Source organism: Lactobacillus sp. UMNPBX19, from assembly GCF_002553805.1.
In the GTDB taxonomy this organism is placed as follows: Bacteria; Bacillota; Bacilli; order Lactobacillales; family Lactobacillaceae; genus Lactobacillus.
In genome coordinates this window covers 25,389-50,726 of sequence record NZ_PCYR01000003.1, presented here as the reverse complement: position 1 = coordinate 50,726, position 25,338 = coordinate 25,389, and the positions used below count along the sequence as shown (strand labels likewise).

The 25,338-nt window shown below is 35.3% G+C and carries 17 protein-coding genes and 2 tRNA genes; 2 read left to right on the top strand and 17 right to left on the bottom strand.

What is annotated here, in order from left to right; all coding sequences use genetic code 11:
* Positions 1-10 precede the first annotated feature (10 nt).
* The 15 genes from CP370_RS01665 to pth form a co-directional block, all read right to left on the bottom strand.
* Entirely contained in the window at positions 11-3,649 is a 3,639-nt protein-coding gene (locus CP370_RS01665) for a DNA-directed RNA polymerase subunit beta (protein ID WP_087284781.1), read from the bottom strand.
* 174 nt (positions 3,650-3,823) lie between these two features.
* Positions 3,824-6,280 carry an ATP-dependent Clp protease ATP-binding subunit gene (locus tag CP370_RS01660; RefSeq protein ID WP_087284784.1) on the bottom strand — a complete coding sequence of 819 codons (2,457 nt, stop codon included), beginning with the start codon at positions 6,278-6,280 and terminating at the stop codon, positions 3,824-3,826.
* A 163-nt stretch (positions 6,281-6,443) separates the two neighbouring features.
* Positions 6,444-6,517, bottom strand: a tRNA-Pro gene (locus CP370_RS01655).
* A 40-nt stretch (positions 6,518-6,557) separates the two neighbouring features.
* Positions 6,558-6,632 (bottom strand) — tRNA-Gly (locus CP370_RS01650).
* A 101-nt stretch (positions 6,633-6,733) separates the two neighbouring features.
* Positions 6,734-8,278, bottom strand: a complete 1,545-nt coding sequence (gene lysS, locus CP370_RS01645; RefSeq protein WP_004895895.1) for a lysine--tRNA ligase — start codon at positions 8,276-8,278, stop codon at positions 6,734-6,736.
* Positions 8,279-8,292: 14 nt separating this feature from the next.
* The gene (gene dusB, locus CP370_RS01640) at positions 8,293-9,300 is read right to left on the bottom strand and encodes a tRNA dihydrouridine synthase DusB (RefSeq protein WP_087284786.1); all 1,008 of its coding nucleotides are present in this window, start codon (positions 9,298-9,300) and stop codon (positions 8,293-8,295) included.
* 59 nt (positions 9,301-9,359) lie between these two features.
* A complete protein-coding gene (gene hslO / locus CP370_RS01635; protein ID WP_087713280.1) occupies positions 9,360-10,235 on the bottom strand; it encodes an Hsp33 family molecular chaperone HslO in 876 nt (291 codons plus the stop codon).
* An 82-nt stretch (positions 10,236-10,317) separates the two neighbouring features.
* Positions 10,318-13,020 carry a YfhO family protein gene (locus CP370_RS01630; protein WP_012845634.1) on the bottom strand — a complete coding sequence of 901 codons (2,703 nt, stop codon included), beginning with the start codon at positions 13,018-13,020 and terminating at the stop codon, positions 10,318-10,320.
* An 82-nt stretch (positions 13,021-13,102) separates the two neighbouring features.
* Entirely contained in the window at positions 13,103-15,229 is a 2,127-nt protein-coding gene (gene ftsH / locus CP370_RS01625) for an ATP-dependent zinc metalloprotease FtsH (RefSeq protein ID WP_087713281.1), read from the bottom strand.
* Positions 15,230-15,312: 83 nt separating this feature from the next.
* The gene (gene tilS, locus CP370_RS01620; protein ID WP_087713282.1) at positions 15,313-16,608 is read right to left on the bottom strand and encodes a tRNA lysidine(34) synthetase TilS; all 1,296 of its coding nucleotides are present in this window, start codon (positions 16,606-16,608) and stop codon (positions 15,313-15,315) included.
* Positions 16,609-16,630: 22 nt separating this feature from the next.
* The gene (locus CP370_RS01615) at positions 16,631-16,987 is read right to left on the bottom strand and encodes a S1 RNA-binding domain-containing protein (RefSeq protein ID WP_004895911.1); all 357 of its coding nucleotides are present in this window, start codon (positions 16,985-16,987) and stop codon (positions 16,631-16,633) included.
* Positions 16,987-17,364, bottom strand: a complete 378-nt coding sequence (locus CP370_RS01610) for a septum formation initiator family protein (RefSeq protein WP_004895915.1) — start codon at positions 17,362-17,364, stop codon at positions 16,987-16,989. The genes CP370_RS01615 and CP370_RS01610 overlap by 1 nt, the downstream gene beginning before the upstream one ends.
* 88 nt (positions 17,365-17,452) lie before the next feature.
* A complete protein-coding gene (locus CP370_RS01605; RefSeq protein ID WP_012845630.1) occupies positions 17,453-17,695 on the bottom strand; it encodes an RNA-binding S4 domain-containing protein in 243 nt (80 codons plus the stop codon).
* A gap of 16 nt (positions 17,696-17,711) precedes the next feature.
* Positions 17,712-21,209, bottom strand: coding sequence for a transcription-repair coupling factor (gene mfd / locus CP370_RS01600; protein ID WP_087713283.1), 3,498 nt, complete (start codon positions 21,207-21,209; stop codon positions 17,712-17,714).
* Position 21,210: 1 nt separating this feature from the next.
* On the bottom strand, positions 21,211-21,768 hold the full coding sequence (gene pth / locus CP370_RS01595) for an aminoacyl-tRNA hydrolase (protein WP_004895921.1): 558 nt from the start codon (positions 21,766-21,768) through the stop codon (positions 21,211-21,213).
* A 184-nt stretch (positions 21,769-21,952) separates the two neighbouring features.
* On the opposite strand from pth, the gene CP370_RS01590 reads away from it, so the two are divergent.
* Positions 21,953-22,924 (top strand): L-lactate dehydrogenase, encoded by a 972-nt coding sequence (locus CP370_RS01590; protein ID WP_004895924.1) that lies wholly within the window; start codon positions 21,953-21,955, stop codon positions 22,922-22,924.
* A 146-nt stretch (positions 22,925-23,070) separates the two neighbouring features.
* Entirely contained in the window at positions 23,071-23,751 is a 681-nt protein-coding gene (gene cbpA, locus CP370_RS01585) for a cyclic di-AMP binding protein CbpA (RefSeq protein ID WP_004895927.1), read from the top strand.
* Positions 23,752-23,813: 62 nt separating this feature from the next.
* Here cbpA and alr read toward each other — a convergent pair whose 3' ends face one another.
* Positions 23,814-24,944 carry an alanine racemase gene (alr, locus tag CP370_RS01580; RefSeq protein WP_087713284.1) on the bottom strand — a complete coding sequence of 377 codons (1,131 nt, stop codon included), beginning with the start codon at positions 24,942-24,944 and terminating at the stop codon, positions 23,814-23,816.
* On the bottom strand, positions 24,944-25,303 hold the full coding sequence (gene acpS / locus CP370_RS01575) for a holo-ACP synthase (RefSeq protein WP_087713285.1): 360 nt from the start codon (positions 25,301-25,303) through the stop codon (positions 24,944-24,946). The genes alr and acpS overlap by 1 nt, the downstream gene beginning before the upstream one ends.
* Positions 25,304-25,338: the final 35 nt, after the last annotated feature.

The following is a 25,338-nucleotide window of genomic DNA, read 5'->3' as shown; positions in this document are numbered from 1 at the left end:
ACCTCCTATATTACTTAGAAACCTTATCATCAGATGAAGTTGAAGAATCACTTTCATCTACAGGTTCATCTGGCTTATCATCCTTTTTTGCAGCTTCTTCAGCTAACTTCTTCTTTTCTTGTTGTTCAGCAAGTTTAGATAAAGTATCGATATTGAAATGATCGTTAGAGTCATCATCCATATCACGTAACTCAATTTCTTTATGATCCATATCCAACACCTTGATATCTAAACCAAGAGATTGTAGTTCTTTAACAAGAACGCGGAATGATTCTGGAACACCAGGTTTTGGAATTCTTTCGCCCTTAACAATAGCTTCATAAGCCTTAACACGACCTACAACGTCATCTGACTTGTAAGTTAAGATTTCTTGTAGTGTGTAAGCAGCACCATAAGCTTCAAGAGCCCAAACTTCCATTTCACCGAAACGCTGACCACCAAATTGTGCTTTACCACCAAGTGGTTGTTGAGTAACAAGTGAGTAAGGCCCAATTGAACGTGCGTGGATCTTATCATCAACCATGTGAGTCAACTTCAAGTAGTACATAATACCTACTGAAACACGGTTGTGGAATGGTTCACCAGTACGTCCATCATAAAGAACAGTCTTACCATCTTTACCAATACCAGCTTCACGAACCATATTCCACATATCATCTTCAGAAGCACCATCAAATACTGGAGTAGCAACGTGAATACCTAGTTGCTTAGCAGCAATACCCAAGTGTAATTCAAGAACCTGTCCAATGTTCATACGTGAAGGCACACCCATTGGGTTCAAACAAATATCTACTGGACGACCATCTGGTAAGTATGGCATATCTTCTTCAGGACAAACTAAGGCAATAGTACCCTTGTTTCCGTGACGACCAGACATCTTGTCACCGACTTGAATCTTACGTTTTTGAACGATGTATACACGAACCATCTTATTTACACCAGGTGGCAATTCGTCGCCTGCTTCACGAGTAAATACTTGAACGTTTTGAACAATACCGCCACCACCGTGAGGTACACGCAAGGAAGTATCACGAACTTCACGAGCTTTTTCACCAAAAATAGCGTGAAGTAAACGTTCTTCAGCTGATAATTCAGTTACACCCTTAGGGGTTACTTTACCAACTAAGATGTCACCATCTTGAACTTCAGCACCGATGCGGACAATACCTTCTTCATCAAGGTCTTTAAGTGCATCTTCACCGACATTTGGAATTTCACGTGTGATTTCTTCAGGTCCTAACTTAGTATCACGAGCTTCTGATTCATAATCTTCAATATGGATAGAAGTGTAGACATCATCTTTAACCATACGTTCAGAAATCATAACGGCATCTTCATAGTTGTACATGTTCCAAGTCAAGAATGCAATGATTGGGTTTTGACCTAGAGCTAATTCGCCGTTTTTCATTGCTGGACCATCAGCAATAACTTCATCTGCAACTACTCGTTCACCTTGCTTAACAGCTGGAGTTTGATTGTAGTTCTTAGTTGCGTTTGAACGACGGAATTTTTCAAGAACATACTTATCTAAAGTATCATCGTCTCTTCTAATTCTAATTTCGTTTGCATCAACATATTCAACTACACCAGGAGCTTTAGCAACTAATGCATCCCCAGAGTCATGTGCTGCACGGTATTCCATACCAGTACCAACAATTGGTGCATGTGGATTAATCAATGGAACAGCTTGACGTTGGTGGTTAGCCCCCATCAAAGCACGGTTAGAGTCATCGTTTTCAAGGAAAGGAATACATGCAGAAGTTACTGAAACTACTTGCTTAGGAATAACGTCCATGTAGTCAATCTTATCAGGGGTAACTTCTAGGTTATCTTCCTTATGACGGGCTAAAACAATCTTATCTTTGAAAGAACCATCTTCATTTAAGCGAGCGTTAGCACCGGCAATAATGTAATTATCTTCTACATCAGCAGTTAAGTAGTCGATCTTATCAGTAACCTTGTGAGTATCCCAAGAAACACGACGATATGGTGTTTCAATGAAACCATACTTGTTAACAATAGCGTAAGTTGCTAAAGAGTTAATCAAACCAATGTTAGGTCCTTCAGGAGTTTCAATAGGACATAAGCGACCATAGTGAGTATAGTGCACGTCACGAACTTCATATCCAGCACGGTCACGAGACAAACCACCAGGTCCTAAGGCTGACATACGACGCTTGTGAGTTAACTCGCCAAGTGGATTGTTTTGATCCATAAATTGTGATAATTGTGATGAACCAAAGAATTCCTTAACTGAAGCAACAACAGGACGAATATTGATTAATTGTTGTGGTGTAACAGTAGAAATGTCTTGGATTGACATTCTTTCACGTACAACACGTTCCATTCTTGCTAAACCAATTCTAAATTGGTTTTGAAGTAATTCACCTACACGACGAATACGACGGTTACCTAAGTGGTCAATATCATCAGTAGTACCAATATTATCTTGAAGGTCGAAGAAGTAGTTAATTGATGCCAATACATCAGCAGGAGTTAAATGTTTAACATCATCTGCAATGTGGCCGTTAGACATTAACTTAACTACACGTTCAGGATCAACTTTAGAATATACCTTAATTTCTTGAACTGTTACTGGATCAGGTAACACACCTTCCTTTGAAGGTTCATAAGTTACCATCTTAAAGTCATCACGATCTAAGTAAGGTGATAATTTATCAAGAAGTTCGTGGGTAACAACGTCACCCTTTTTAGCAATGATTTCACCAGTATCAGGATCAGCTAAAGTTTCAGCCAAAGTTTGTCTTAGTAAACGATTCTTTAAAGAAAGTTTCTTATTGATCTTATAACGACCAACTGGAGCTAAATCATATCTTCTTGGATCAAAGAATCTAGCATATAAAAGTGAACGAGATGAATCAGTTGTCTTAGGTTCACCTGGACGTAGTCTTTCATAAATATCCTTTAATGCTTCTGCAACGCGAGAATCAGCAGGATTCTTGTGGATATCTTTTTCTAAAGTGAAACGAAGTGAGTCACTTTCACCAAACATATCCGCAATTTCACTATCGGAACCAAATCCTAAAGCACGAATTAAAACAGTTAAAGGAAGCTTACGAGTACGATCGATACGAACATAAGCTAAATCTTTAGCATCAGTTTCATATTCAAGCCATGCACCACGGTTAGGAATAACTGTAGCACCGAAAATTTGGCGACCATTTTTATCAAAATCTGAATGGTAGTAAACACCAGGAGATCTAACAAGCTGAGAAACAATAACTCTCTCAGCACCATTAATAACGAAAGTTCCTGAATCAGTCATTAATGGGAATTCTCCAAAGAAGACGTCTTGAGTCTTAATTTCTCCGGTCTCATGGTTGGTTAACTTCAAAGTTACATGAAGAGGAGCAGAGTAATTAGCATCATGATCACGTGCTTCTTCAAGAGTGTATTTTGGCTTCAAGAGCTTGTAATCAACAAACTCTAAAGAAAGTTTTCCTGAAAAGTCTGAAATCGGCATAATGTCGTCAAACATTTCACGAATACCTTCATTAAGAAACCACTTGTAAGATTGCGTTTGTACATCAGTCAAGTTAGGTAACTTCAATACTTCTTTAATTCGAGAGAAGCTACGTCTTGTCCGGTGACTACCGTAGTTCACAGCGTGTCCTAACAAAGAAAACATCCTTTCTTATATAAGAATCTAAATATTACATTTGTGTTACAAATTGCAAAAAGCCAAAATTTGGGTACAAAAAAACAAAAACAACGTAAATGTCGTTTTTGTTTTATCATCTCGCTGGACAATAGATCAGCGAAATCCTGAATTTCAGCCTTTTAAACGTTTAGTAGTTTACACTTATATTACTAATTCGTCAAGAATTGTAAATTTTAATTTACCTTGATGAGCTCCAACTTTTACAATTTGGTCAGCCTTAATTTTTTCACTAATTAAATCTTCAGCAATTACATCTTCAAGTTCATGTTGAATTGCACGACGTAATGGACGAGCGCCCATCTCTGGATCAAATCCATCTTTAGCTAATACATCTAAAGCCGCTGGTGAAATCTTTAAGGTTACGTCTTTTTTAGCTAAGCGATCTACCAAATGACCAGTCATTAAGCTAACAATTTCACGCAATTGTTTTTTAGTTAAGCTATCAAAGACCACGGTCTCATCAATTCTATTTAAAAATTCTGGTCTGAAGAATTGTTTAACAGCTGCCGTAACTTTTTCTTGTTGAAGTTTATTTTTATCGGCATTATCAGCTGCAAATCCAACTGTCTTATCTTCTTGTAAACTACGTGAGCCAAGGTTAGAAGTCATGATAATAATTGTATTTCTAAAATCGACTTTTCTACCTTTAGAATCAGTTAAAAATCCTTCATCCAAAACTTGAAGCAATAAATTAAACACATCCGGATGAGCTTTTTCTACTTCATCCAATAAAATTACTGAATATGGATTACGTCTTACACGTTCTGAGAGCTGACCACCCTCTTCATATCCTACATATCCTGGTGCCGAACCAATTAATTTGCTTGTTGCAATCTGATCCATGTATTCAGACATGTCTACACGAATAATATTCCGTTCTGAGCCAAAGACTGCTGCAGCAAGAGCCTTAGCTAATTCTGTCTTACCAACACCAGTAGGTCCTAAGAATAAGAACGAACCGATTGGACGATTTTCATCCTTAATTCCGCTTCTACTTCGTCTAATTGCTCGACTTACGGCACTGATAGCTTCGTCCTGTCCAATTACACGTTCATGCAAAATACTTTCTAAATGAGCTAAACGTTTAGTTTCACTCTTCTTCATTCTAGTAACGGGCACACCAGTCCATTCAGATACAATTTGAGCGATCTTATCAGAATCAACAATCGACTTTTTAGAGTTTTTATTCTCTACTTTTTCGATTAATTTATTCCGATCCTGTGTAAGCTTATTTTCCTCATCCCGTAACTTAGCTGCTTGAACAAAATTTTGATTTTCTGCAGCTTGTTCTTTCTGATGAATAACATCATTAATTTGTGTATCCAATTTAGTTAGACGAGGATCACTTTTACCGATTGCTTGAATTTTTACAGCTGCACTTGCTTCATCAATCAAATCAATTGCTTTATCAGGTAAGAATCGGTTAGCAATATAACGTGTTGAAAATTCAACTGCATCATTAATTGCCTCATCTTCAATTTTTACATTGTGGAATTTTTCATATTTAGGGCGCAAGCCTTTTAAAATATCCACAGTTTCTTCTTTTGAAGGTTCACCAATTTTTACTTGTTGAAAACGTCTTGCTAAAGCTTGATCTTTTTCAATATATTTTTGGTACTCATCAAAAGTCGTAGCACCAATCATTTGAATATCGCCACGTGCTAATGAAGGCTTTAAGATATTTGAAGCATCAATTGCACCTTCCGCGCCACCTGCACCAATCAAAGTATGCATTTCATCAACAAATAAGATAACTGAACCATCCTGTTGAATTTCTTTTAGAATCTTCTTCATTCTATCTTCAAATTCACCACGATATTTAGTTCCAGCAATTAAACTCCCCATGTCCAAGGCCATAACTCGTTTTTTAGCTAGAGTATCTGGAACTTCATGATTTACAATTGCGGCTGCTATTCCTTGTGCAACTGCAGTCTTACCAACACCAGGTTCTCCTACCAAAACGGGATTGTTTTTGGTTCTTCGAGATAAGATTTGAATTACTCTTTTTATTTCTTTATCTCTACCAATTACCGGGTCAATTGCCCCTTCACGGGCTCTTTTATTTAGATTCACACTAACTTTATCTAAATTTGGAGTCAATGACTTACCTTTTTTCATGCCAGTGGCTGAAGAAATACCAAGAACATTATCTTCTTCCCCAGAACCATCCATGAAACTATCATTTACATCCTGACTTAAATCTCGTGGATCTACACCAATATTTTTCAAAATTAAACTTGCTAAAATTTGATCACTAGCTAACAAACCTAGCAAAATATGTTTTGTCTCAATTTGAGCAGTCCCTAATTCGTCAGCCTTTTGTTTAGCAAAATTCAAAACTAAACTTAAGCGTGGGGACATTTCCATATATGTGGCCTTTGGACTTGAACCATAGCCAGTATATCTTTCAATTTCTTCTCGCACTAAGGTTGGTGTTACATTTCTTTCACGCAAAAGTTTTCCAGCATCCCCATTAGCTTCAATTACTAAAGCAAGCAGAACATGCTCTGTTCCAATAATTCGATGGTGAAAGTTTTGTGCTTGCTCTTTAGCAATTTCAAGAACATTTTTTGCACTATCACTATATGATTTTTCCATTTTGCACCGCCTTACTTCTTTTAAGATCATACTACAATCTTTAGACAAATATCTTATCACTTACAATTAGTAAATGTAAACCTTTTGATATTTCATGAACATTATATACAAAAAAGTTCGTCTTTCTAACCCAAGACGAACTTTTTAATAAAATAATATTCAATCGGGATGACAGGATTTGAACCTGCGACTTCTACGTCCCGAACGTAGCGCTCTACCAAGCTGAGCCACATCCCGAATAACAAAAAAGACTCACGCTTCGGTGAGTCTTTTATACTGGAGCGGAAGACGGGATTCGAACCCGCGACCCCCACCATGGCAAGGTGATGTTCTACCACTGAACTACTTCCGCAGTACATTTATTAGTATAGCAAAACATCTTTTTATTGCAAGCATTTTTTTGAAAAAATATAAAAAAAATAGACCGTCCTCTACGACAGTCTATTTAAAAAATTATTTATTCTTTTTATTCTTCAAATCTTCTTGAACTTCAGCTTCAACACTTTCCACCTTTTCAGGGCGCATTGTTGGGAAGAGTAAGACATCACGAATAGCAGGAGCATCAGTTAAAAGCATTACCAAACGATCAATACCAATCCCTAAACCACCTGTAGGAGGCATACCGAATTCCATAGCACGAAGGTAATCTTCATCAATCATATCAGCTTCATCATTACCAGCTTCTCTTTCAGCCATTTGGTCTTCGAAACGATGACGTTGATCATCTGGATCATTTAATTCTGAGAATGCATTACCATATTCAGCACCCATAATGAAGATTTCAAAACGATCGGTAAATCTTGGATCATCAGCATTCTTCTTAGCAAGTGGTGATACTTCTACTGGGTGTCCATAAACAAAAGTAGGTTGAACAATTGATCCTTCACCGAATTCTTCAAAGAAGGCATTAATAATGTGACCAACCTTCCAGTAGCTTTCATAGTGAACGTTGTGTTCATCAGCAACTTTTCTTGCTTCTTCAATAGTCATTGGCTTCCAGAAGTCAACACCAGTCTTTTCCTTGATCAAATCAACCATGTGAACACGGCGGAATGGCTTACCTAAGTCAATATCAGTTCCTTGGTAAGTAATCTTACCATCTGGTGAAACAACTTTAGCAGCTGCTCTAATAATTCCTTCTGCCTCATCCATTACATCATGGAAGTCCCAGTAAGCTGCATAAGTTTCAAGTTCAGTAAATTCTGGGTTGTGCTTAGTATCAAGACCTTCATTTCTAAATACACGGCCGATTTCATAAACACGTTCCATACCACCAACAATTAAACGCTTCAATGGAAGTTCCAAAGCAATTCTCATGTAAAGATCAATATCCAACGCATTGTGGTGAGTAATAAATGGACGGGCTTCAGCACCACCAGGAATATTGTGGAGAACTGGAGTTTCAACTTCTAAGAAATCTCTATTATTTAAATAATCACGAATAGCTTGAATAATTTGAGTACGGTGAACAAAACGCATGTAACTATCATGATTTGTAATTAAGTCAAGGTAGCGCTGACGATAAATTTGTTCAACATCCTTTAAACCATCCCATTTATTAGGTAATGGACGAAGAGCCTTAGACAAGAAAGTAATGTGAGTAGCACGAATAGTCAACTCACCAGTATCGGTCTTCATTACTTCACCATCAATACCTAAAAAGTCACCAATATCAGACTTCTTAAAAATCTTGTAGTTATCTTCACCAACGATATCTTTACGTACGTAAATTTGAATTTTACCAGTACGGTCATAAAGATCTGCAAATCCAACTTTACCTTTACCACGTTTTGCAAGCATACGACCTGCAATCTTAGTCATAGGCATATCAGCATTTAATTCATCTTTATCTTCATTACTATACTTTTCATTCAAAGTACGAGCTAAGTCTTGACGATCAAATTTTCTTACGCCAAAAGGTTCAATACCGTTTTCACGCATTTCGTCCATTTTTTCACGACGAGCGATTAGTTGGTCGTTCATTTCATTCTTTGCCACTCTAAAAACTCCTTTTATTGGTTAATTTGCTTTTGTCTCGCTTCATATTTTTCCACAAAATCATCTAACAAGTCAAAAACTTCTTTTTTCGTCCAAACATCATTTATTTTAGCACGGGTTCGAGCTGAACGGGGAATTCCTTTTAAATAATAAGCTGCTTGTCTTCTAAATTCAGGAACAGCAATTTTTTCTCCCTTAAGATCAATTAATCCATTTAATTGATCTTTAGCAGTTTCTACTTTTTCTTCAACAGTTTGCGGACGTAGTTTCTCTCCGGTATCCAAATAGTGGACCATATCTTTAATAATCCATGGATTCCCTAAAGCCGCTCTACCAACCATTACTGCATCTGCTCCAACATCTTCTAACATTGCTTTTGCCTTTTCAGGAGTAGTAACATCCCCATTACCAACAAAAGGAATAGTCAAAGCATCTGCTACATCCTTCAAAGTTTCCCAGTCAGCTTCGCCCATGTACATTTGCTTTCTAGTCCGGCCATGCATAGCAACAGCACTAGCACCAGCTTCTTGAGCAGCTAAAGCATTTTCAACAGCAAAAATATGTTTTTGATCCCAGCCTGTTCTCATTTTAACAGTAACTGGTTTACTTACATTACGAACAACTGCATGGACCATTTGATAGATCTTATTTGGATCTAATAGCCAACGAGCTCCGGCATCAGTTTTTGTTACCTTTGGTACCGGACAACCCATATTAATATTGATAATATCAGCTGCTGTATGAGTATCAACATAATGAGCAGCTTCAACTAAAGTTTCTTCACTTCCACCAAAAATTTGAATGCTCATTGGATGCTCTCTAGGATCAACCGTTAACATCTCTAAAGTTTTTTTGTTACGATAAATAATTCCATGATCTGAGATCATCTCGCAAACTACGAGGCCTGCGCCAAATTCTTTACATACTACTCGGAAAGCAGCATTTGAAATTCCAGCCATCGGTGCAACTACTACGCGATTAGGAATTTCAACATCCCTAATTTTCCAACTATCGTTTTTCACACTTGCTCACCCTTTCAAATACCCTAATATCATAGCAAAACTATTCATTACACACCACTTTAATTTGCCTTCTTAAGGACATCTTTTAACTCATCTTCAGTAAAATGATATTTTTCCTTACAAAAGCGGCAAACTAACTCTGCACCATGATCCTTCTCAATCATTTCTTTTAATTGTGCTGGTTTTAAGGTAGCCAAGATTTGACTATATTTTTCTTTCGAACAATCACAAGCGAAAGAAACATCTTCTTTAGCTAAAATTTTACAATCAGTCCCTAAGATTCTCTCTGCCAAATTTTCAGGTGTCATTCCATCTAAAAATAAAGTAGAAAGATTAGGAAGAGCCTTGATTCTCTTTTCAACTTCAGCCAATTGCTTATCAGTAGCTCCAGGTAATGCTTGTAAAATAAATCCGCCAGCAGCCCCAATCTCATTATTAGGCTCAACAAATACTGATAGACCAACAGCTGAAGGAATTTGCTCTGATTTGGCTAGATAATATGTAAAATCTTCTGCAATCTCTCCGCTCACAATTGGAACTTGACCAGTATAAGGCTCTTTTAAGCCTTGATCTTTTGTTACTTCAAGCCATCCTTCTCCTACAGCCTTTGCTACATCAATATGCCCATCTTTTTTAGGTGGAAGTGCAATATGTGGATTTTGTACATATCCCTTAATAGTCAGATCAGCTTTTGCAGTCACAACAGTTGCTCCCACTGGGCCATTTCCAAGTAGTCTAATTGTTAACTCATCTTTATCTTTTAATAATGCTGCCGATAAAAGCAAACCACCGATTAAAGTTCTCCCTAGTACAGCTGATGACGCGCTCCAAGTATCATGCCTTCTTTGGGCTTCGCCAACTAAATCTTTGGCATTAACTGTAATCAATCGCAAATTCTTAGTTTTATCAATTGCTTTTACTAAATAATCTTTCATTTCTTCTTTCCTCTAAAAAATAAAGCCTATAAATCATAGACTTTATTCTTTAACCAATATTTTCAATATATGTTTGGTTTTGCTACCTTATAGATTTTCTCTTTAAATACCAAGTATAAATTACTAATAAAATTACTCCCACTATACTTATCATAACTCCGATAAATAAACCGGGTGTTCTATATTTTAGAGTAACTTGGTGTGTTCCTGGTTTTAGTTTTAGACCAACAAACACCTTCAAAGTTCGATTTATCTTAACAGGCTTTCCATCTACTTCTGCTTTCCAACCCTTACTATATGGAATAGTAGTTACAAGATTTTCATTTTTTCCAACTTTAATATTTCCGGTTACATAGCTATCTCTAAATGTAGAAAATTTCATTCGTTTACTATCTGCTTTCTTAACCTTATTACTTAAAGCAGTAGGATTAATGCTTACAAAGCGAGGATACTTAAATTTAACTTGATCAGCTTTTCCATCTAAAGTCATCTGGATTTTTAATTTTCCGTCTTTATCTGCACGAACACCAATAAGTTGATCTGTATATTCTTGAAGTTGGACATTCTTTCCATTTATTTTTACAGAAAAAGGAAGTCTATAATTAGGATCTTGCTTTTTAGTTTGATAACTATTTAAAACTAGAACCAATTCCATTAATCTCTTACTGAAGCGAATATATCCTACTTGGTTAGGTTTTAAATTGTCATAAGTAAAACTTATAGTACCAGGTTGCTGTTTATTATTCCTTTTAACAGTGAAAAATTTTACTTTTGTATGCTTAGTAATTGTCTTATGCTTTTTTGTTACTTTATATTTTAATTTACCATATTTTACAGATAGATTATTTGTTACAATCTTGGCTTTTTTTGAACTATAATCTAAAACATTTGTTTTTGTTTGAGTTAAAGAATTTAAAACTAAATTTTGATTATATACTGGATTTTCATCTTTAAACTTTAATTTATTAGATAAATTCCCTGCAAAAGCAAATGGTAAAGTTTCATTTCGATACACAGTCTTATCCCCTTGCTTGAGAATCACTCGATGTGTCTTTAAATCATCTCTCAAACCATAACTTATATATTCTGGAGAAACACTTTGACTGTCCAATGAACTATTAATAAATGTTTTCACATTGAAGATAGCATCTGTTACTACTGTTCCAGTTTGATAATAGTAAAAGTAGCGGAAAGTTGAAAAACCCAGATCAGTCATTAAAGAACTAATTCTTGAATCATTGTTAGATGAAAATTCTTCCATACCACGGTAATGGAATGTATATCCCTCACCACGATCATTATTCAATTCATAATTCTTAGCAATTCTACCTGATTTATCAGAAGCGGGTATCTTAGAAAGAATTTTTTGATTTTCAGAAACATAGCTCGGATAAATTCCGCTCTTCATACCTAAGTGATCAAGGCCAATATATGCATTAGCTGCTAATTCAATTACTCCTACTAGTAATAATATCGTTCGAACAAACTTCTTATCTGAGAAATAAACTAAAATTCCAAAGATAAGTACTAGTAAAACCGCAATCCATGCATAAGCATTCCAAGGTCCAATTCTTTTACGAATGTAAACAACCGCTAAACTTATTAATAAATATATTGCTGTAGCAACTAACCGTTCTTTTTTATTGTTGGTTATATTGGATAACTCCCGTGCCGCCAACAGTAAAATCCAAAATATAATGATAAACCCAAATCGGTATGGATAAGCAATAGTTTGTTGTCCACCATGCCAGAATAAATAGATCTTTGGTACTGTAATACTTAAAACAAAGAAAATACCAATGACTAAATTAATAATTCTTTCTTTAATTGAATTGTGCGCATCAATAAAGTAAAGAATAAATACAATCATTGCTAATGTACCTACAAAGACTGGTAACCAATCATTATAAGTATCACCAATAAAAAGTCTAGAAACGGCCTTTCCCCCACTAATCAATGTCTTCATCTCAAAATTAGAGTTGAAATCTGATTGAGATAATTTATTACTAGAGAGATTAAGAAAAGTAGGCAGAATAACTACCGCACTAATTAAGCCACTAATAACAGAACTAATTGCAAAACCTACAAATTGGTGAATAAAATTCCTACGATTTTCAAAGTTGTTGATCGCGTATGCTAAAAATAGCATTACTAAAAAGATACATACCATGTAACCAATGTAGTAATTAAATATAATAGTGCATGCTAATAAGATACTATAAGTCAGCCATTTATTAATCTTTATTCCTCTAATTAAAGCGTAGGATACTAAAGGTAATAAGACTAATCCGTCTAACCACATTACATTTCCAGCATAGGCAATTGAATATCCACTTAACCCATAAGCAATCCCTAAAAATATAGGATAAGCATTACAGTTGAAGTTAAACCATTTCAAAACTAGCCAAGTAAAAGTCCCACTCATCAATCCTAATTTAATTAGAATTATTAAATACACAGCAAGATTAATTTTACTTGCAGGAAAAAGAAAAACTATAAAATTAAGCGGACTAAGGAGATAATAACCAATATTTCCAGCCATATCTCCACCAAATCCATTAAGGAAACTAAAACCAGCACTACTCCAATTGCCTAACAGTAATTGTCTATAATATTGAAAAAATGATAAATATTGATTAGGCAAATCTCCGCTGTACAGAACCCCATTAAAAAATGGATTACAATCTGTCAAAGTAGATAAAAGGAAAAAGAGTACTATAGTTGTTAAACAGCTTATTAGACTTAATTTTAAAATCTTTTTGTCTTTTTTACTTAAATATTTCATTCTTAATACCAAAAAACTCCTTTCTAAAATCTGTAATTTCAGTATTAGAAAGGAGTATAAACATTACTCTTACAATAAACTCTTAATTATCCTTGTTTTCATCTGAATTGTGTTCACTAGAATCCTTCTTTTCAGATGGTGGATTAAGTGGAATATCGTCAATATTCTTATGATCATCAGGAAGCGGATGAATATCTTCTTTATCATCCTTGTTTTCAGTTTCTTCTCTTTGCTGATCTTTCTTTTCCATTGCAGCTTTTGCTTCTTCATAAGTTGAAGCTTTAGACTCACTTGGAAATTCATTTTCATCATTTTCTGGCATTTTACCAGTCTTGAATAATGAAAGAATTTGTTTTTCATTTAAAGTTTCATACTTGAGTAAGGCTTCTGCAATAATCTTATGAGTTTCACGGTGACTCTTAATGATATCAATTGCTTGTTTATGACCTTCATCAAGAATTTCCTTAACTGCTTCATCAATCTTAGCAGCTGTAGCTTCACTATATGGCTTAGTTCCATAAGGTAATTGCATACTTGGAGATTCAAGCTCAGTCATACCAACATCAGTCATACCATATTGAGTAACCATACCCCTAGCGATGTTAGTTGCTTGTTCAAAGTCATTTGAAGCACCAGTAGACTTATCGCCCACAACTACTTCTTCACCAGCACGACCACCCATTAAACCAGCAACTTGTTCCATCAACTGCTTCTTAGTAATGATGTTTTCATCTTCTTTTGGAAGCATGATGTTATATCCACCAGCACGGCCTCTAGGAACAATTGTAACCTTACGAACAGTTCTTGAATCACTAAGAACCAATCCAACAATTGCGTGTCCTGCTTCGTGGTAGGCAACACGTTTTCTTTCTTCTGGAGAAATAACAGTATCTTTCTTAGCTGGGCCGGCAATAACTCTATCTTCAGCTTCATCAATATCAGAAGCTGTAATTTCAGTCTTATTACGACGAGCAGCAACTAAAGCAGCTTCGTTTAAAACATTTTCAAGATCAGCACCAACGAAGCCAGGAGTTTGACGTGCTACTTCCTTTAAATCAACATCAGGAGCTAAAGGTTTATTCTTAGCATGAACCTTTAAAATAGCTTCACGGCCTTTAACATCTGGGCGACCAACTAAAACTTTACGGTCAAAACGACCTGGACGAAGAAGTGCGGGATCAAGAACATCAGAACGGTTAGTAGCTGCCATAACAATGACACCTTCATCACCTTCGAAACCATCCATTTCAACCAGTAATTGATTTAAAGTTTGTTCTCTTTCGTCATGGCCACCACTTACGCCATTACCACGTTTACGCCCAACAGCATCAATTTCATCAATAAAGATGATACTTGGTGCATTTTTCTTAGCTGTTTCAAACAGATCACGTACACGAGATGCCCCAACACCGACAAACATTTCTACAAAGTCTGAACCAGAAATTGAATAAAATGGTACACCGGCTTCACCTGCAACTGCACGTGCAAGTAAAGTTTTACCAGTACCTGGAGGACCCTCAAGAAGAACACCAGCCGGAATTCGAGCACCTAATTTAGTATATTTTGCTGGATTCTTTAAGAACTCAACAATTTCAACCAATTCTTGCTTTTCTTCTTCTTCGCCAGCTACATCTGAGAATCTAACTTTATTTTTGCTTGGATCTTGTGGTTTAACATGTGATTTACCAAAGTTCATCATGCCGCCACCACGGCCTTGTCCACCTTGATTCATCATCATCCAAAGCATAACAATGAAAATCAAAGTTGGAACAAGCATTACGATAGTAGAAATCCAAGTTCCCGATTGAGACTCTCCTTGTCCAGAAATTGATGCTCCGCTCTTTTGGGCAAGATCTGAAACTGTCTTAACCATTGAATCATTTTGAAGCATCGTAGTACTGAACCGGGTTACTTCATTACTACTTTGTAAACTTGGAATTAGTCCAAATCCATTATTATTTTGATTATTTGACTTTTGAGCTTTCTTATAAGATCCAGTAACCGTATATACACCATTAGATGGTTGTACATTGATACTCTTGACTTTACCCGCTTTTAAATCTTTTACTAATTGAGAATAACGGATATTTTCTGTGGAACCATTACTACCGGAGCCTCCCACGGCCCAATTGATTCCAGCCAAGAGGATCACGAATACTATGATATAGAAAAGACCGTTAGAAAGCAGTCTATTTCTTCTATTTTTCATCTATTAACCTCCGCGACACTTCTTGGAATTACTCCAACGATTTTACCACAAATTATGCTTTTACCATAGAACTTTGCATAAACTTAAAAGTAAATATATACATTATAGCGTACAAAATTGGGGTTATATTCTTGATTTTGATAAACACTTTCAACATAGACTGGATTTTCCTCTTGCCAGACTGTCAAACAATACGGCCTTAAAGCTAAAGGAATCCCATTTTCAGCAAATTTTTTCTTGGCCTTAGTTTGTTTTCCTGTAGCTAACTTTAATGTACTACCTTGTGGCAAGCTTCCTACCTCTAAATACTTTGCTTTTTCGCCATAAAAATAACCAGCCAATTTTTGTGACTTTTCATCCTGGGTAATTAAATATTTTTTTCCGTTCAAAGAAAATTTTTCATTTAATTTAACTAGTTTTTTTTCAGGATCAATTACAGCTAATTCATTTCTATTAATCAAATAGTAATATTTTTGATAAAAAAGTAATTGAAAATTTTCTTTATTGAAAATCACATTTTTATTCAAGTCAATTTCATTGAAATGGATTCTTTGATGCCACTTTTTATAGATTAAATAATCGAAAAAAGCTGCCGCTTCATGTGTATTTAACCGAGCTAAATCTTCCTTTTTACCTCGTAGCGCTTTACTAAAATTTATTGGAGAAGGTAAACTATCAAAGAAATCACTCTGACACTTTGAAAGTAAAGCTACACTCTCACTAAAATGGTTAGCATTTTTAACTAGATGAGTTGTATCTTTCTTTAATAATGGAACAACATGATGTCTCAAACGATTTCTTAAAGTGTCATCTTCAAAATTAGTTTTATCTTCAATGAAATCAAGATGATGGTCCTCATCATATTTCAATAATTCATCTTTGGAATATTTAACTAAAGGACGCAACAATTTCATTGAACCGAGATTTCCCACAATTTGAAGACTATTCATTTCAGCTACATCCCCAGAGCGAATAAACTTCAATAAAATATTTTCAATTAAATCATCCCCGTGATGTGCTGTTAAAAGATAATCAGTTTGATACTTTCTTCCAACCTCTGCTAGGAATGCATAACGGTACTCTCTAGCTTTTGCTTCAACCCCAGCTTGCGGATGAAGTTCAACTGGCCACTTTTTTTCTACTAGCTTTACTTTAAGGGCTGAAGTTAATCTTTGTAAAAGTTGGCTTTCTAAAAAGCTATCATCTCTTAGACAATGGTCCAAATGTGCAACAATCAATTGTTCAGATGGATTAGGTAAAAAATTAACCAGCATCTTCAGCAACGCTACTGAATCTGGACCGCCACTTGCAGCCAGTAAAAGTTTTTTATTTTTTATTTCAATATTATTTTCAGTAAAAAAAGTTGTAAATTTTGTCATTTTTAGATTAAAAAAGTGACCCCTACCGGTCACTTAAATTCAATTGATTTTTTAAATTAGCTATTTTATCAGTAGATTTCTCTAATAATTTAGCTAGTGGAGTAAAATCTTTACTATCTTTAAATTCATTAGTTGGATCAACTAAATCAGGATTATTTACCTGACTCAATGATAGAGAAATTTTTCCTTCATGATTATTGATCACAACAACACGGATTTCGTCTCCAACACTATACTTCTTTTTAACACTTTCCCACTTATCACCGAAGTCTTTATGGAAAATCAAACCATGATGTTGATGTGGTAAAGTTACAAAAATCCCAAGTTTAGTAATATTATTCACTTTAGCATTGAGCCTTAATCCAATTGGAAATTTCACTAATAATCCTCCTCTTTTTCAGGAAGAGTATAAATTGATTCACCAGATTTAGAATAATAGAACTTATAACGAATTACTTTAGCCACATAATCAGGATCTTTTAAGTCCGCAACTTGTGATTTTAATTTTTTATTAGTTTTGTTAACCTGGTTTAATTCTGCTTTATTAGTTTGAATTTGACTATTAATTCTACCAGTTTGCACATGGACCATAATTAGTTGCAGTCCAAAAATTAAAATTGCAATTGCAAAACAAGCAATAATTCGGTTCTTCCTTACGCGATGAACCTCTTTTTCTTTTCTAGCCGCTTTACGCCGCAAACGTGCTAGGCGTTCCTCATCGCTTAAGGCATTATAAAGTCGTGGCCCTCTCTGCATACGGATGTCCCTGCCTTTTCGTTAATATTCTAAATCTTAATTATATCACCACTTGGTATTAATATAACACCTTACTCTTCCCTTGTCATTAATTAATTAGCTCATACAAGTCGCTGGCTTCTGCCTTCTTAGTTGTTTCTCTTAAGTCAAGTACACGAGCTTTTAATTGTTTTGTACCGAATCCGATTTCAATAACATCACCTAGTTTAACATCATAGCTAGATTTTACTACTCGGTCATTAACTTTTACTCGTCCTTGATCAGCCATTTCTTTAGCAACAGTACGTCTTTTAACTAATCTAGATACCTTTAAAAACTTATCGATTCTCATTACTTTCTTTCTCCCTTTATTTTTGAACAATCTCACTAGCTGTTTCTAAGAATGTATGAAGCTCATTAAATAATTGTCTAGTACTCATATTTTTCTCAAGCTCAAGCATTACGTTCAATCTCTTTTGCGAATCCATATTAATTCGTGCTCTTAGAGATACGTGTTCTAGGGCCTTAAAAATATTTGGTCCTTCTAATTCCTCACTAGCCTGATTATTAAAAATGACTTGCAACTTATCATTTGATTTTTGAGTAAGAGATACAACTTGAGCTAAATCTGCATCTGCCTTAACTGTAGATACATTCAAAAGATTTTCTACAGCAAGTGGATAATCACCAAAGCGATCAATTAATTCATCTGCGATATTGTCCGCCTCTTTTTGATCATTGATCCCCTTAATTTTCTTATAGAATTCAATTTTTTGTTCTTGATCTGCAATATAATCATCGGGAATATATGCTTCCAAATCAAATTGAACTTCTGCATTAGATTTAACCGCAACTTTTTTACCTTTACGTTTCTTAATTGCTTCGTCTAACATTTGGGCATATAAATCGTAACCAACACTATCAATGAAGCCATGCTGCTGTTTTCCAAGCATATTACCGGCCCCTCTAATTGATAAATCACGCATAGCAATTTTAAAGCCGGATCCTAATTCAGTAAAGTCGCGGATTGCACTAAGCCGTTTTTCACCAATTTCAGTTAAGACTTTATTTGGTTGATAAAGGAAATAGGCATAGGCTAAACGGGCACTTCTGCCTATTCGACCACGTAATTGATATAGCTGACTTAATCCATAATGATCTGCATCTTCAACAATCATAGTATTAACATTTGGCATATCAACGCCAGTTTCAATAATTGTTGTTGTTACCAAGATATCAAATTCGTTTTTTGAAAAACGATACATAATATCTTCCATTTGGTTTTCACTCATGCGGCCATGAATATATTCAATTTTGGCTTCTGGAATCAGTTCTTCTAATTGACTAACAACTTTATCGATATCATCAATCCGATTATGTAAGAAAAATACTTGCCCGTTACGCTTCATTTCTCTAAGGACGGCCTCACGAACAATACTTGGCATTTCTTCCATAACATAAGTTTGAATTGGATAACGGTTAGTAGGTGGCGTCTCCATAACTGAAAGATCTCGTACTCCTACCATCGACATATGTAAAGTACGAGGGATTGGAGTAGCAGTCAAAGTCAAAACATCGATATTGGCTTTTAATTCTTTTAGCCTTTCCTTATGCTTAACTCCAAATCGCTGTTCTTCATCAATAATTAACAAGCCTAGGTCTTTAAATTGGACATCTTTTGAGAGCAAGCGGTGTGTTCCAACAACCATATCAATCTTGCCACTTTTTACACCTTCAACTATCTCCTTCACTTCAGTAAGAGTTTGAAAACGTGATAAAAGCGCACAATTTACTGGAAAATCTTTAAAACGGTCTTGCATGGTTTCAAAATGTTGTTGCGCCAAAATAGTAGTTGGAGCTAAAAAGGCAACTTGTTTTCCATCCCGAATTGCTTTAAAAGCAGCTCTCAAGGCAACTTCAGTTTTACCAAAGCCTACATCTCCCACTAAAAGTCGATCCATTGGCTTCGTACTTTCCATATCAGCCTTAATTTCTCTAATTGAACGAAGCTGATCTGGAGTTTCAGGATATGGAAAAGCATCTTCAAATTCTTTTTGTAAATCATCATCCGGACTGAAAGCAAATCCTTTTTCAGATTCACGTTTTGCGTACAGTTCAATCAAATCGTCTGCGATATCTTCAACTTTTGACTGAACCCGTTTTTTAGTCTTAGTCCACTCAGAACTTCCCAATTTATTAATATGAGGAACTCTGCCTTCAGAAGCCACATATTTTTGTACTAAACCTAATTGGTCAGCAGGAACAAATAGCTGATCATGATGTTGATAAGTAATAGTGATGTAGTCACGTTTTTTACCGTCTACATCTAAGGTTTTAATTCCTTCAAACCGTCCAATACCATGATTGACATGAACAACATAATCGCCTGGCTTTAATTCATTATAGTTTCTTAACCGTTGAGCATTTTCAAGAGTTTTAACACGTTTGCGGTGATGTGGTCTTTGATTGAATAATTCTCGTTCAGTTAAATAAACCAAATCTAAACTAGGTAAAGCAAAACCATGTGCAAAATTACCTACAGTTATTTGAGCTTTATTTAATAAAAGTTGATCTGCTTTTACAACCGGAATATCAACACCATAATCAACTAAATTTTGAGCGATTTGCTTAGCACGAGTTTCTGAATCAGCTTGCAAAATAACTGTATTTCCTTCATTAGAAAAGCCTGTTAGCTCACTTTTAATCAAGGGCATTTGACTAAAGAACTGTTGAACTTCTCGTGTGGTAAAGTTAAGAATTTGATCAAATTTTAATCGTCCCATTCCTTTTTGAAATAGCGAGAATAACATCTGAGCTTGCTTTGATTTTTGAACAACTCGCTCAAAACTATGGCGTAATTTTTGACTATTCAGCATTGCTCCGGCTTTTATTTCTTCGGAAATAAAAGCTTCATTTTGAGCATCCACATCAGCTACATTCTTTTTTATGGACTGCCAATCATCAAATAGTAATAAGCCATCTTTATCTAAATAATCAATTAAATTGAAAGATCGCGGAAGTAAATAATCAATCAAAAAGGCATAGTTATCTGGCAAACCACCAGCTTCTAATAAATCAATTGCCTTAACAAAATGATTTTTAACGCTCTCTTCTTCAGCAGTTGATTCGCTCATATCCTGCTTTATTTTTTCTACCGCTTCTTGAAAATTATGTGGTGAAAATACTCGATCTAGAGCTGGGCCAATTGAAATACTGTCTTTTTCTTCTAAACTACGCTGTGTAGCTGAATCAAACTCCTTTACGGTATCAACTTCATCCCCAAATAATTCAATTCGAATCGGATTCTCTTGATCCAAAGGATAAATATCAAGAATATCTCCTCGACGAGCAAATTCTCCAGGACGGGCTACAATGCTTTCTCTGCGATATCCTGCCTGCGTAAGCCATTCAGTTAACTTATCTAAGTCGAATTCTGCCTCAGGCCTAAATATCTTTTTTGCCTTAGTAAAATCTCTCGGATCACTCAACTTATATTGTAAAGCTTGGGGCGTTACTACAACAATCCCCGCTCTCTTTTCAGCTAAAAACTCTAAGGTCTGTAATCTTTGACTAAGTTCGTCCGGAGATGCAATAGCCGTTTGAGTAGCAATTGTAGCATCAACTGGGAAGCCAAATACCATATCATCAGGCAATAAGTTTCCTAATTCATCTAAAAGCGTCTGCGCCTTCTCTTCATTATCTTCAACTAAAATCAATGTCTGCTGCCAAGCTTTTAACATTTGCATCAGTACAGCAGCAAAAGCACCTGAATTTACTCCAGTTAAAAGTGATCTTTTTTCTACTGGAGCTTTTTCAATAAAATTATTTAACTCTTTATCTTTTTTTATTAACTCTGTAATGTTCATTCTAATTATACTGATTCATTAAATATTGGGCGTTCTTCCCTTTAATAAAATCATTAATGACATTCTCACTTGTCTCAAAAGCTGTATCCATCAGTTTTTGCTGGTCATTATTAAAGGGACTTAATACCCAAGAAACAACACTTTCGTTTTCAGGATGGCGAATTCCAATTTTTAATCGATTAAAATTGTTCGTTCCTAAACAAGCCATAATGCTCTTAATTCCATTATGACCTCCTGATTTACCATTTGCACGAATTCTAATCTTTCCAATTGGCATGTCCATATCATCATGAATAACTAAAATATCTTCAGGCTTAATTTTGAAGAAATTGGCTACTTGCGCGATTGATTTTCCCGAATCATTCATAAAAGTCTGTGGTTCAAGAAAAATCACATCTTCACCATTGATCTTTTGTTTTGTCCATAAGCCTTCAAACTTATCCTTATCTAGAGTTAAACCATTTTTCTCTAAGTAATGATCTAATGCCATAAAACCTGTATTATGCTTAGTCTGATCATATTTTCTACCTGGATTTCCTAAACCTGCAATTAACTTCATTCTTTTTCATCCTCTTTGATAAATATTTCATTCTAAATCTGCTTATTGCTCTTGAGATTATAGCACACGCTTACTTACAAATAATTAATTAGATCTTTAAAATTATATTTTTAATTTTTAAATTCCAATATGATATAATCTTTATTGTTAAATAAATCACTAATATGAAAGGAAGTATTAGCAAATGTCAGAAGAAAAAATTCATAAGATTATTCTTGTTGGTGACGGTGCTGTAGGTTCTACTTACGCATTCTCATTAGTTCAACAAGGTATCGCACAAGAATTAGGTATCGTTGATATCATTAAAGAAAGAACTCAAGGTGATGCTATTGACTTAGCAGACGCTACTCCTTGGATTGCACCAAAGACTATTTACTCTGCAGAATACTCAGACGCAAAAGATGCTGACTTAGTAGTTATTTCTGCTGGTGCTCCACAAAAGCCAGGTGAAACTCGTCTTGACCTTGTTAACAAGAACTTAAAGATTTTATCTTCAATCGTTGAACCAATCGTTGAATCAGGTTTCAATGGTATTTTCTTAGTTGCTGCTAACCCAGTTGATATCTTAACTCACGCAACTTGGAGAATGTCAGGATTCCCTAAGGATCGTGTTATCGGTTCAGGTACTTCACTTGATACTGGTCGTCTTCAAAAAGTTATCGGTGAAATGGAACACGTTGACCCACGTTCAGTTAATGCATACATGCTTGGTGAACACGGTGATACTGAATTCCCAGTATGGAGCTACAACAATGTTGGTGGCGTAAAAGTTAGCGATTGGGTTAAGGCTCACCCAGAAGTTGGTGAAAACAAGCTTGAAGCAATCCACAAGGAAGTTGCTGACATGGCTTACGATATCATTAACAAGAAGGGTGCTACTTTCTACGGTATCGGTACTGCTTTAGCATTCATTACCAAGGCTATCTTGAACAACGAACACAGAGTTCTTCCACTTTCAGTACCTATGGATGGTGAATACGGCTTACACGATATTCACATCGGTACTCCAGCAGTTGTTGGTCGTCACGGTTTGGAACAAGTTATTGAAATGCCATTAAACGCTGACGAACAAGCTAAGATGGAAGCTTCTGCAAAACAATTAAAGGAAGTTATGGACAAAGCCTTCAAAGAAACTGGCGTAAAGGTTCGTCAATAATAATTAAGACTTTTTCCTGTAAGAGAGCATTCACATTTTGTGGATGCTCTTTTATTTTTTAAATTAAAGTTGTTTAATCAGTCTTTAATTTTTATATAAAACTATGGTATAATGGCTTGTAAATCTCAGATGTATGGAGGCTAATCATGCTAATTAAATCTCTTGTCTATAAAAAAGATTACTTAACTACAGTCAACGAAAAAGCTACTCTTGCCGAAGCATTAAAAATATTAGAAGACTCCGGCTTTCGTTGTGTCCCTATTTTAGATGATACAGGAACCATTTTCCGGGGAAACATTTATAAAATGCACATTTACCGTCACAAGTCTCAAGGCGGCGACATGAATCTACCTGTAACTTACTTGCTTAAAAATGCCACCAAAACAATTAAGGTAAATTCACCATTCTTTCGTGTATTCTTTAATATTAAAGACCTCCCATACATTGCTGTATTGGATGAAGAAAACCATTTCTATGGAATTTTGACTCACTCCCGTTTACTAGATATGCTTTCTGATGCTTGGAATATCAAAAATGGTTCTTATGTTTTGACTATTCTTTCAGATAATGATCGTGGTAATTTAGTTAAAATGGCAAAAATTATTTCTAAATATAGTAATATTGCCGGTTGTTTAACTTTAGATGTTAAAACTGGTGAATTAGTTCGCCGTAACTTATTTACTCTTCCTATTGGTGTTTCTCGCGAAACGATGACTGCTATCGTCAACCGACTCGAAAAGAAAGGTTTCGTTGTTGCTGAAATTGAAGATCTTCAATCAGGTCTAACAATCCGTAGCGCAGAAAAACCTGGAGAATTAAAAGACTAATTATCTTGATTACTATAGTAAAAAAGCTTGTTTAGCCAAATTGGTTAAACAAGCTTTTATTTTTAATTTTCGTAATATACACGTGGTAAACGATCATTTAATAAGCAAGCAACTTCATAATGAATTGTGTCAACATAATCGGCCGCAGCTTTAATATTATTTTGATCATTAGGATTAGAAGAAATGATGGTTACTTTGGTCCCTACTGGCATCTTTTTAGGCATCTTAACCATAAATTGATCCATACAAATTCGGCCAACAATTGGACAGTACGTATTTCCCACTTTAACCTTGAAACCTTGAAACTTTCTAATAAAACCATCTGCATAACCAACGGGTACGGTTCCAATAATTGTATCTTCATCTGCAATAAAGGTCGAGCCATATCCAACACCATCACCTTGGTGAATTGTCTTAACATGAGTTAGTTCACTTTCAAATGACAAGGCCGGCTCTAACGGAATATTTGATTTTAAGTCTGAAGAATTGGGATTAGAAGAAGGATTTAAACCATAAATTCCAATACCAAATCTAACTAAATCACTTTTAATTCCATCATGAAAAATACTTGCTGCCGTATTATCAACATGAATCCACTTTGGCTTTACAGTAAGCAAGCTCTTCATATGATTAAATTTTTCACATTGATGTTTGAAATAAGTTTCATCACTACTATCAGCAGAAGCAAAATGGGCAAACATTCCTTCAATAAAGAAATTATCGTTATTCTCTAAAAACTCATTAGCGGCAATAAAGTCTGCATATTCATTAAATCCGATTCTACCCATCCCGGAATCAATACCTAAATGAATCTTTAATTGCAAATTTGCATCTTTTAAGTACTTCTCTGCTTCTTTAAGCCATTCTAAGTTTGGAACAGTTAATGAAACGTTATTTACAGCAGCAATTGGAGCATATTCAGGAGAAACAACGCCTAAAACTAAAATTGGTTTTGTAATATCTGCACGTCTTAACTCTAATGCTTCGTCCAAAATTGCAACGCAAAAGCCAGCTGCTCCTACCTTATCTGCAACTCTAGCTACTTCTACTGCACCATGTCCATAACCGTTAGCTTTTACAACTGCAAGCATCTTTTGTCCGGGCTCTAGATGCTCCATCTCATTTTCAAGATTTCTTTTAATAGCGCCCAAGTTTACCTTTACTACGGCTGGACGATGAATTCCTGGAACCATTAATCTAATTCCTCCAAAACTACAACTGTTATAATCTCATGATCATCATGTGTGATACTAGGAAAAATATTTCCAGAAAACTTTGTCGAGGTCATTACTGGATGCCCTAAGTCATCCCATAATGTTTCAATATCTTGAAAACCAACATATTTGCCTAATCCAGTTCCCATTGCCTTTGAAAAAGATTCTTTTAAAGAAAAACGTCCACCAAGATACTCTACCTTGCGCTTTCCTTTTAATTGTTGATATTGTTCAAATTCTTTCGGAGTTAATACCCTTTTAGCAAATTTATCGCTTTTTTCAACTATCTTTTTCATGCGTTCAACTTCAACTGAGTCAATTCCTACGCCTCTAATCATTATTTTCACCTCACACATTGATACATTATATTACA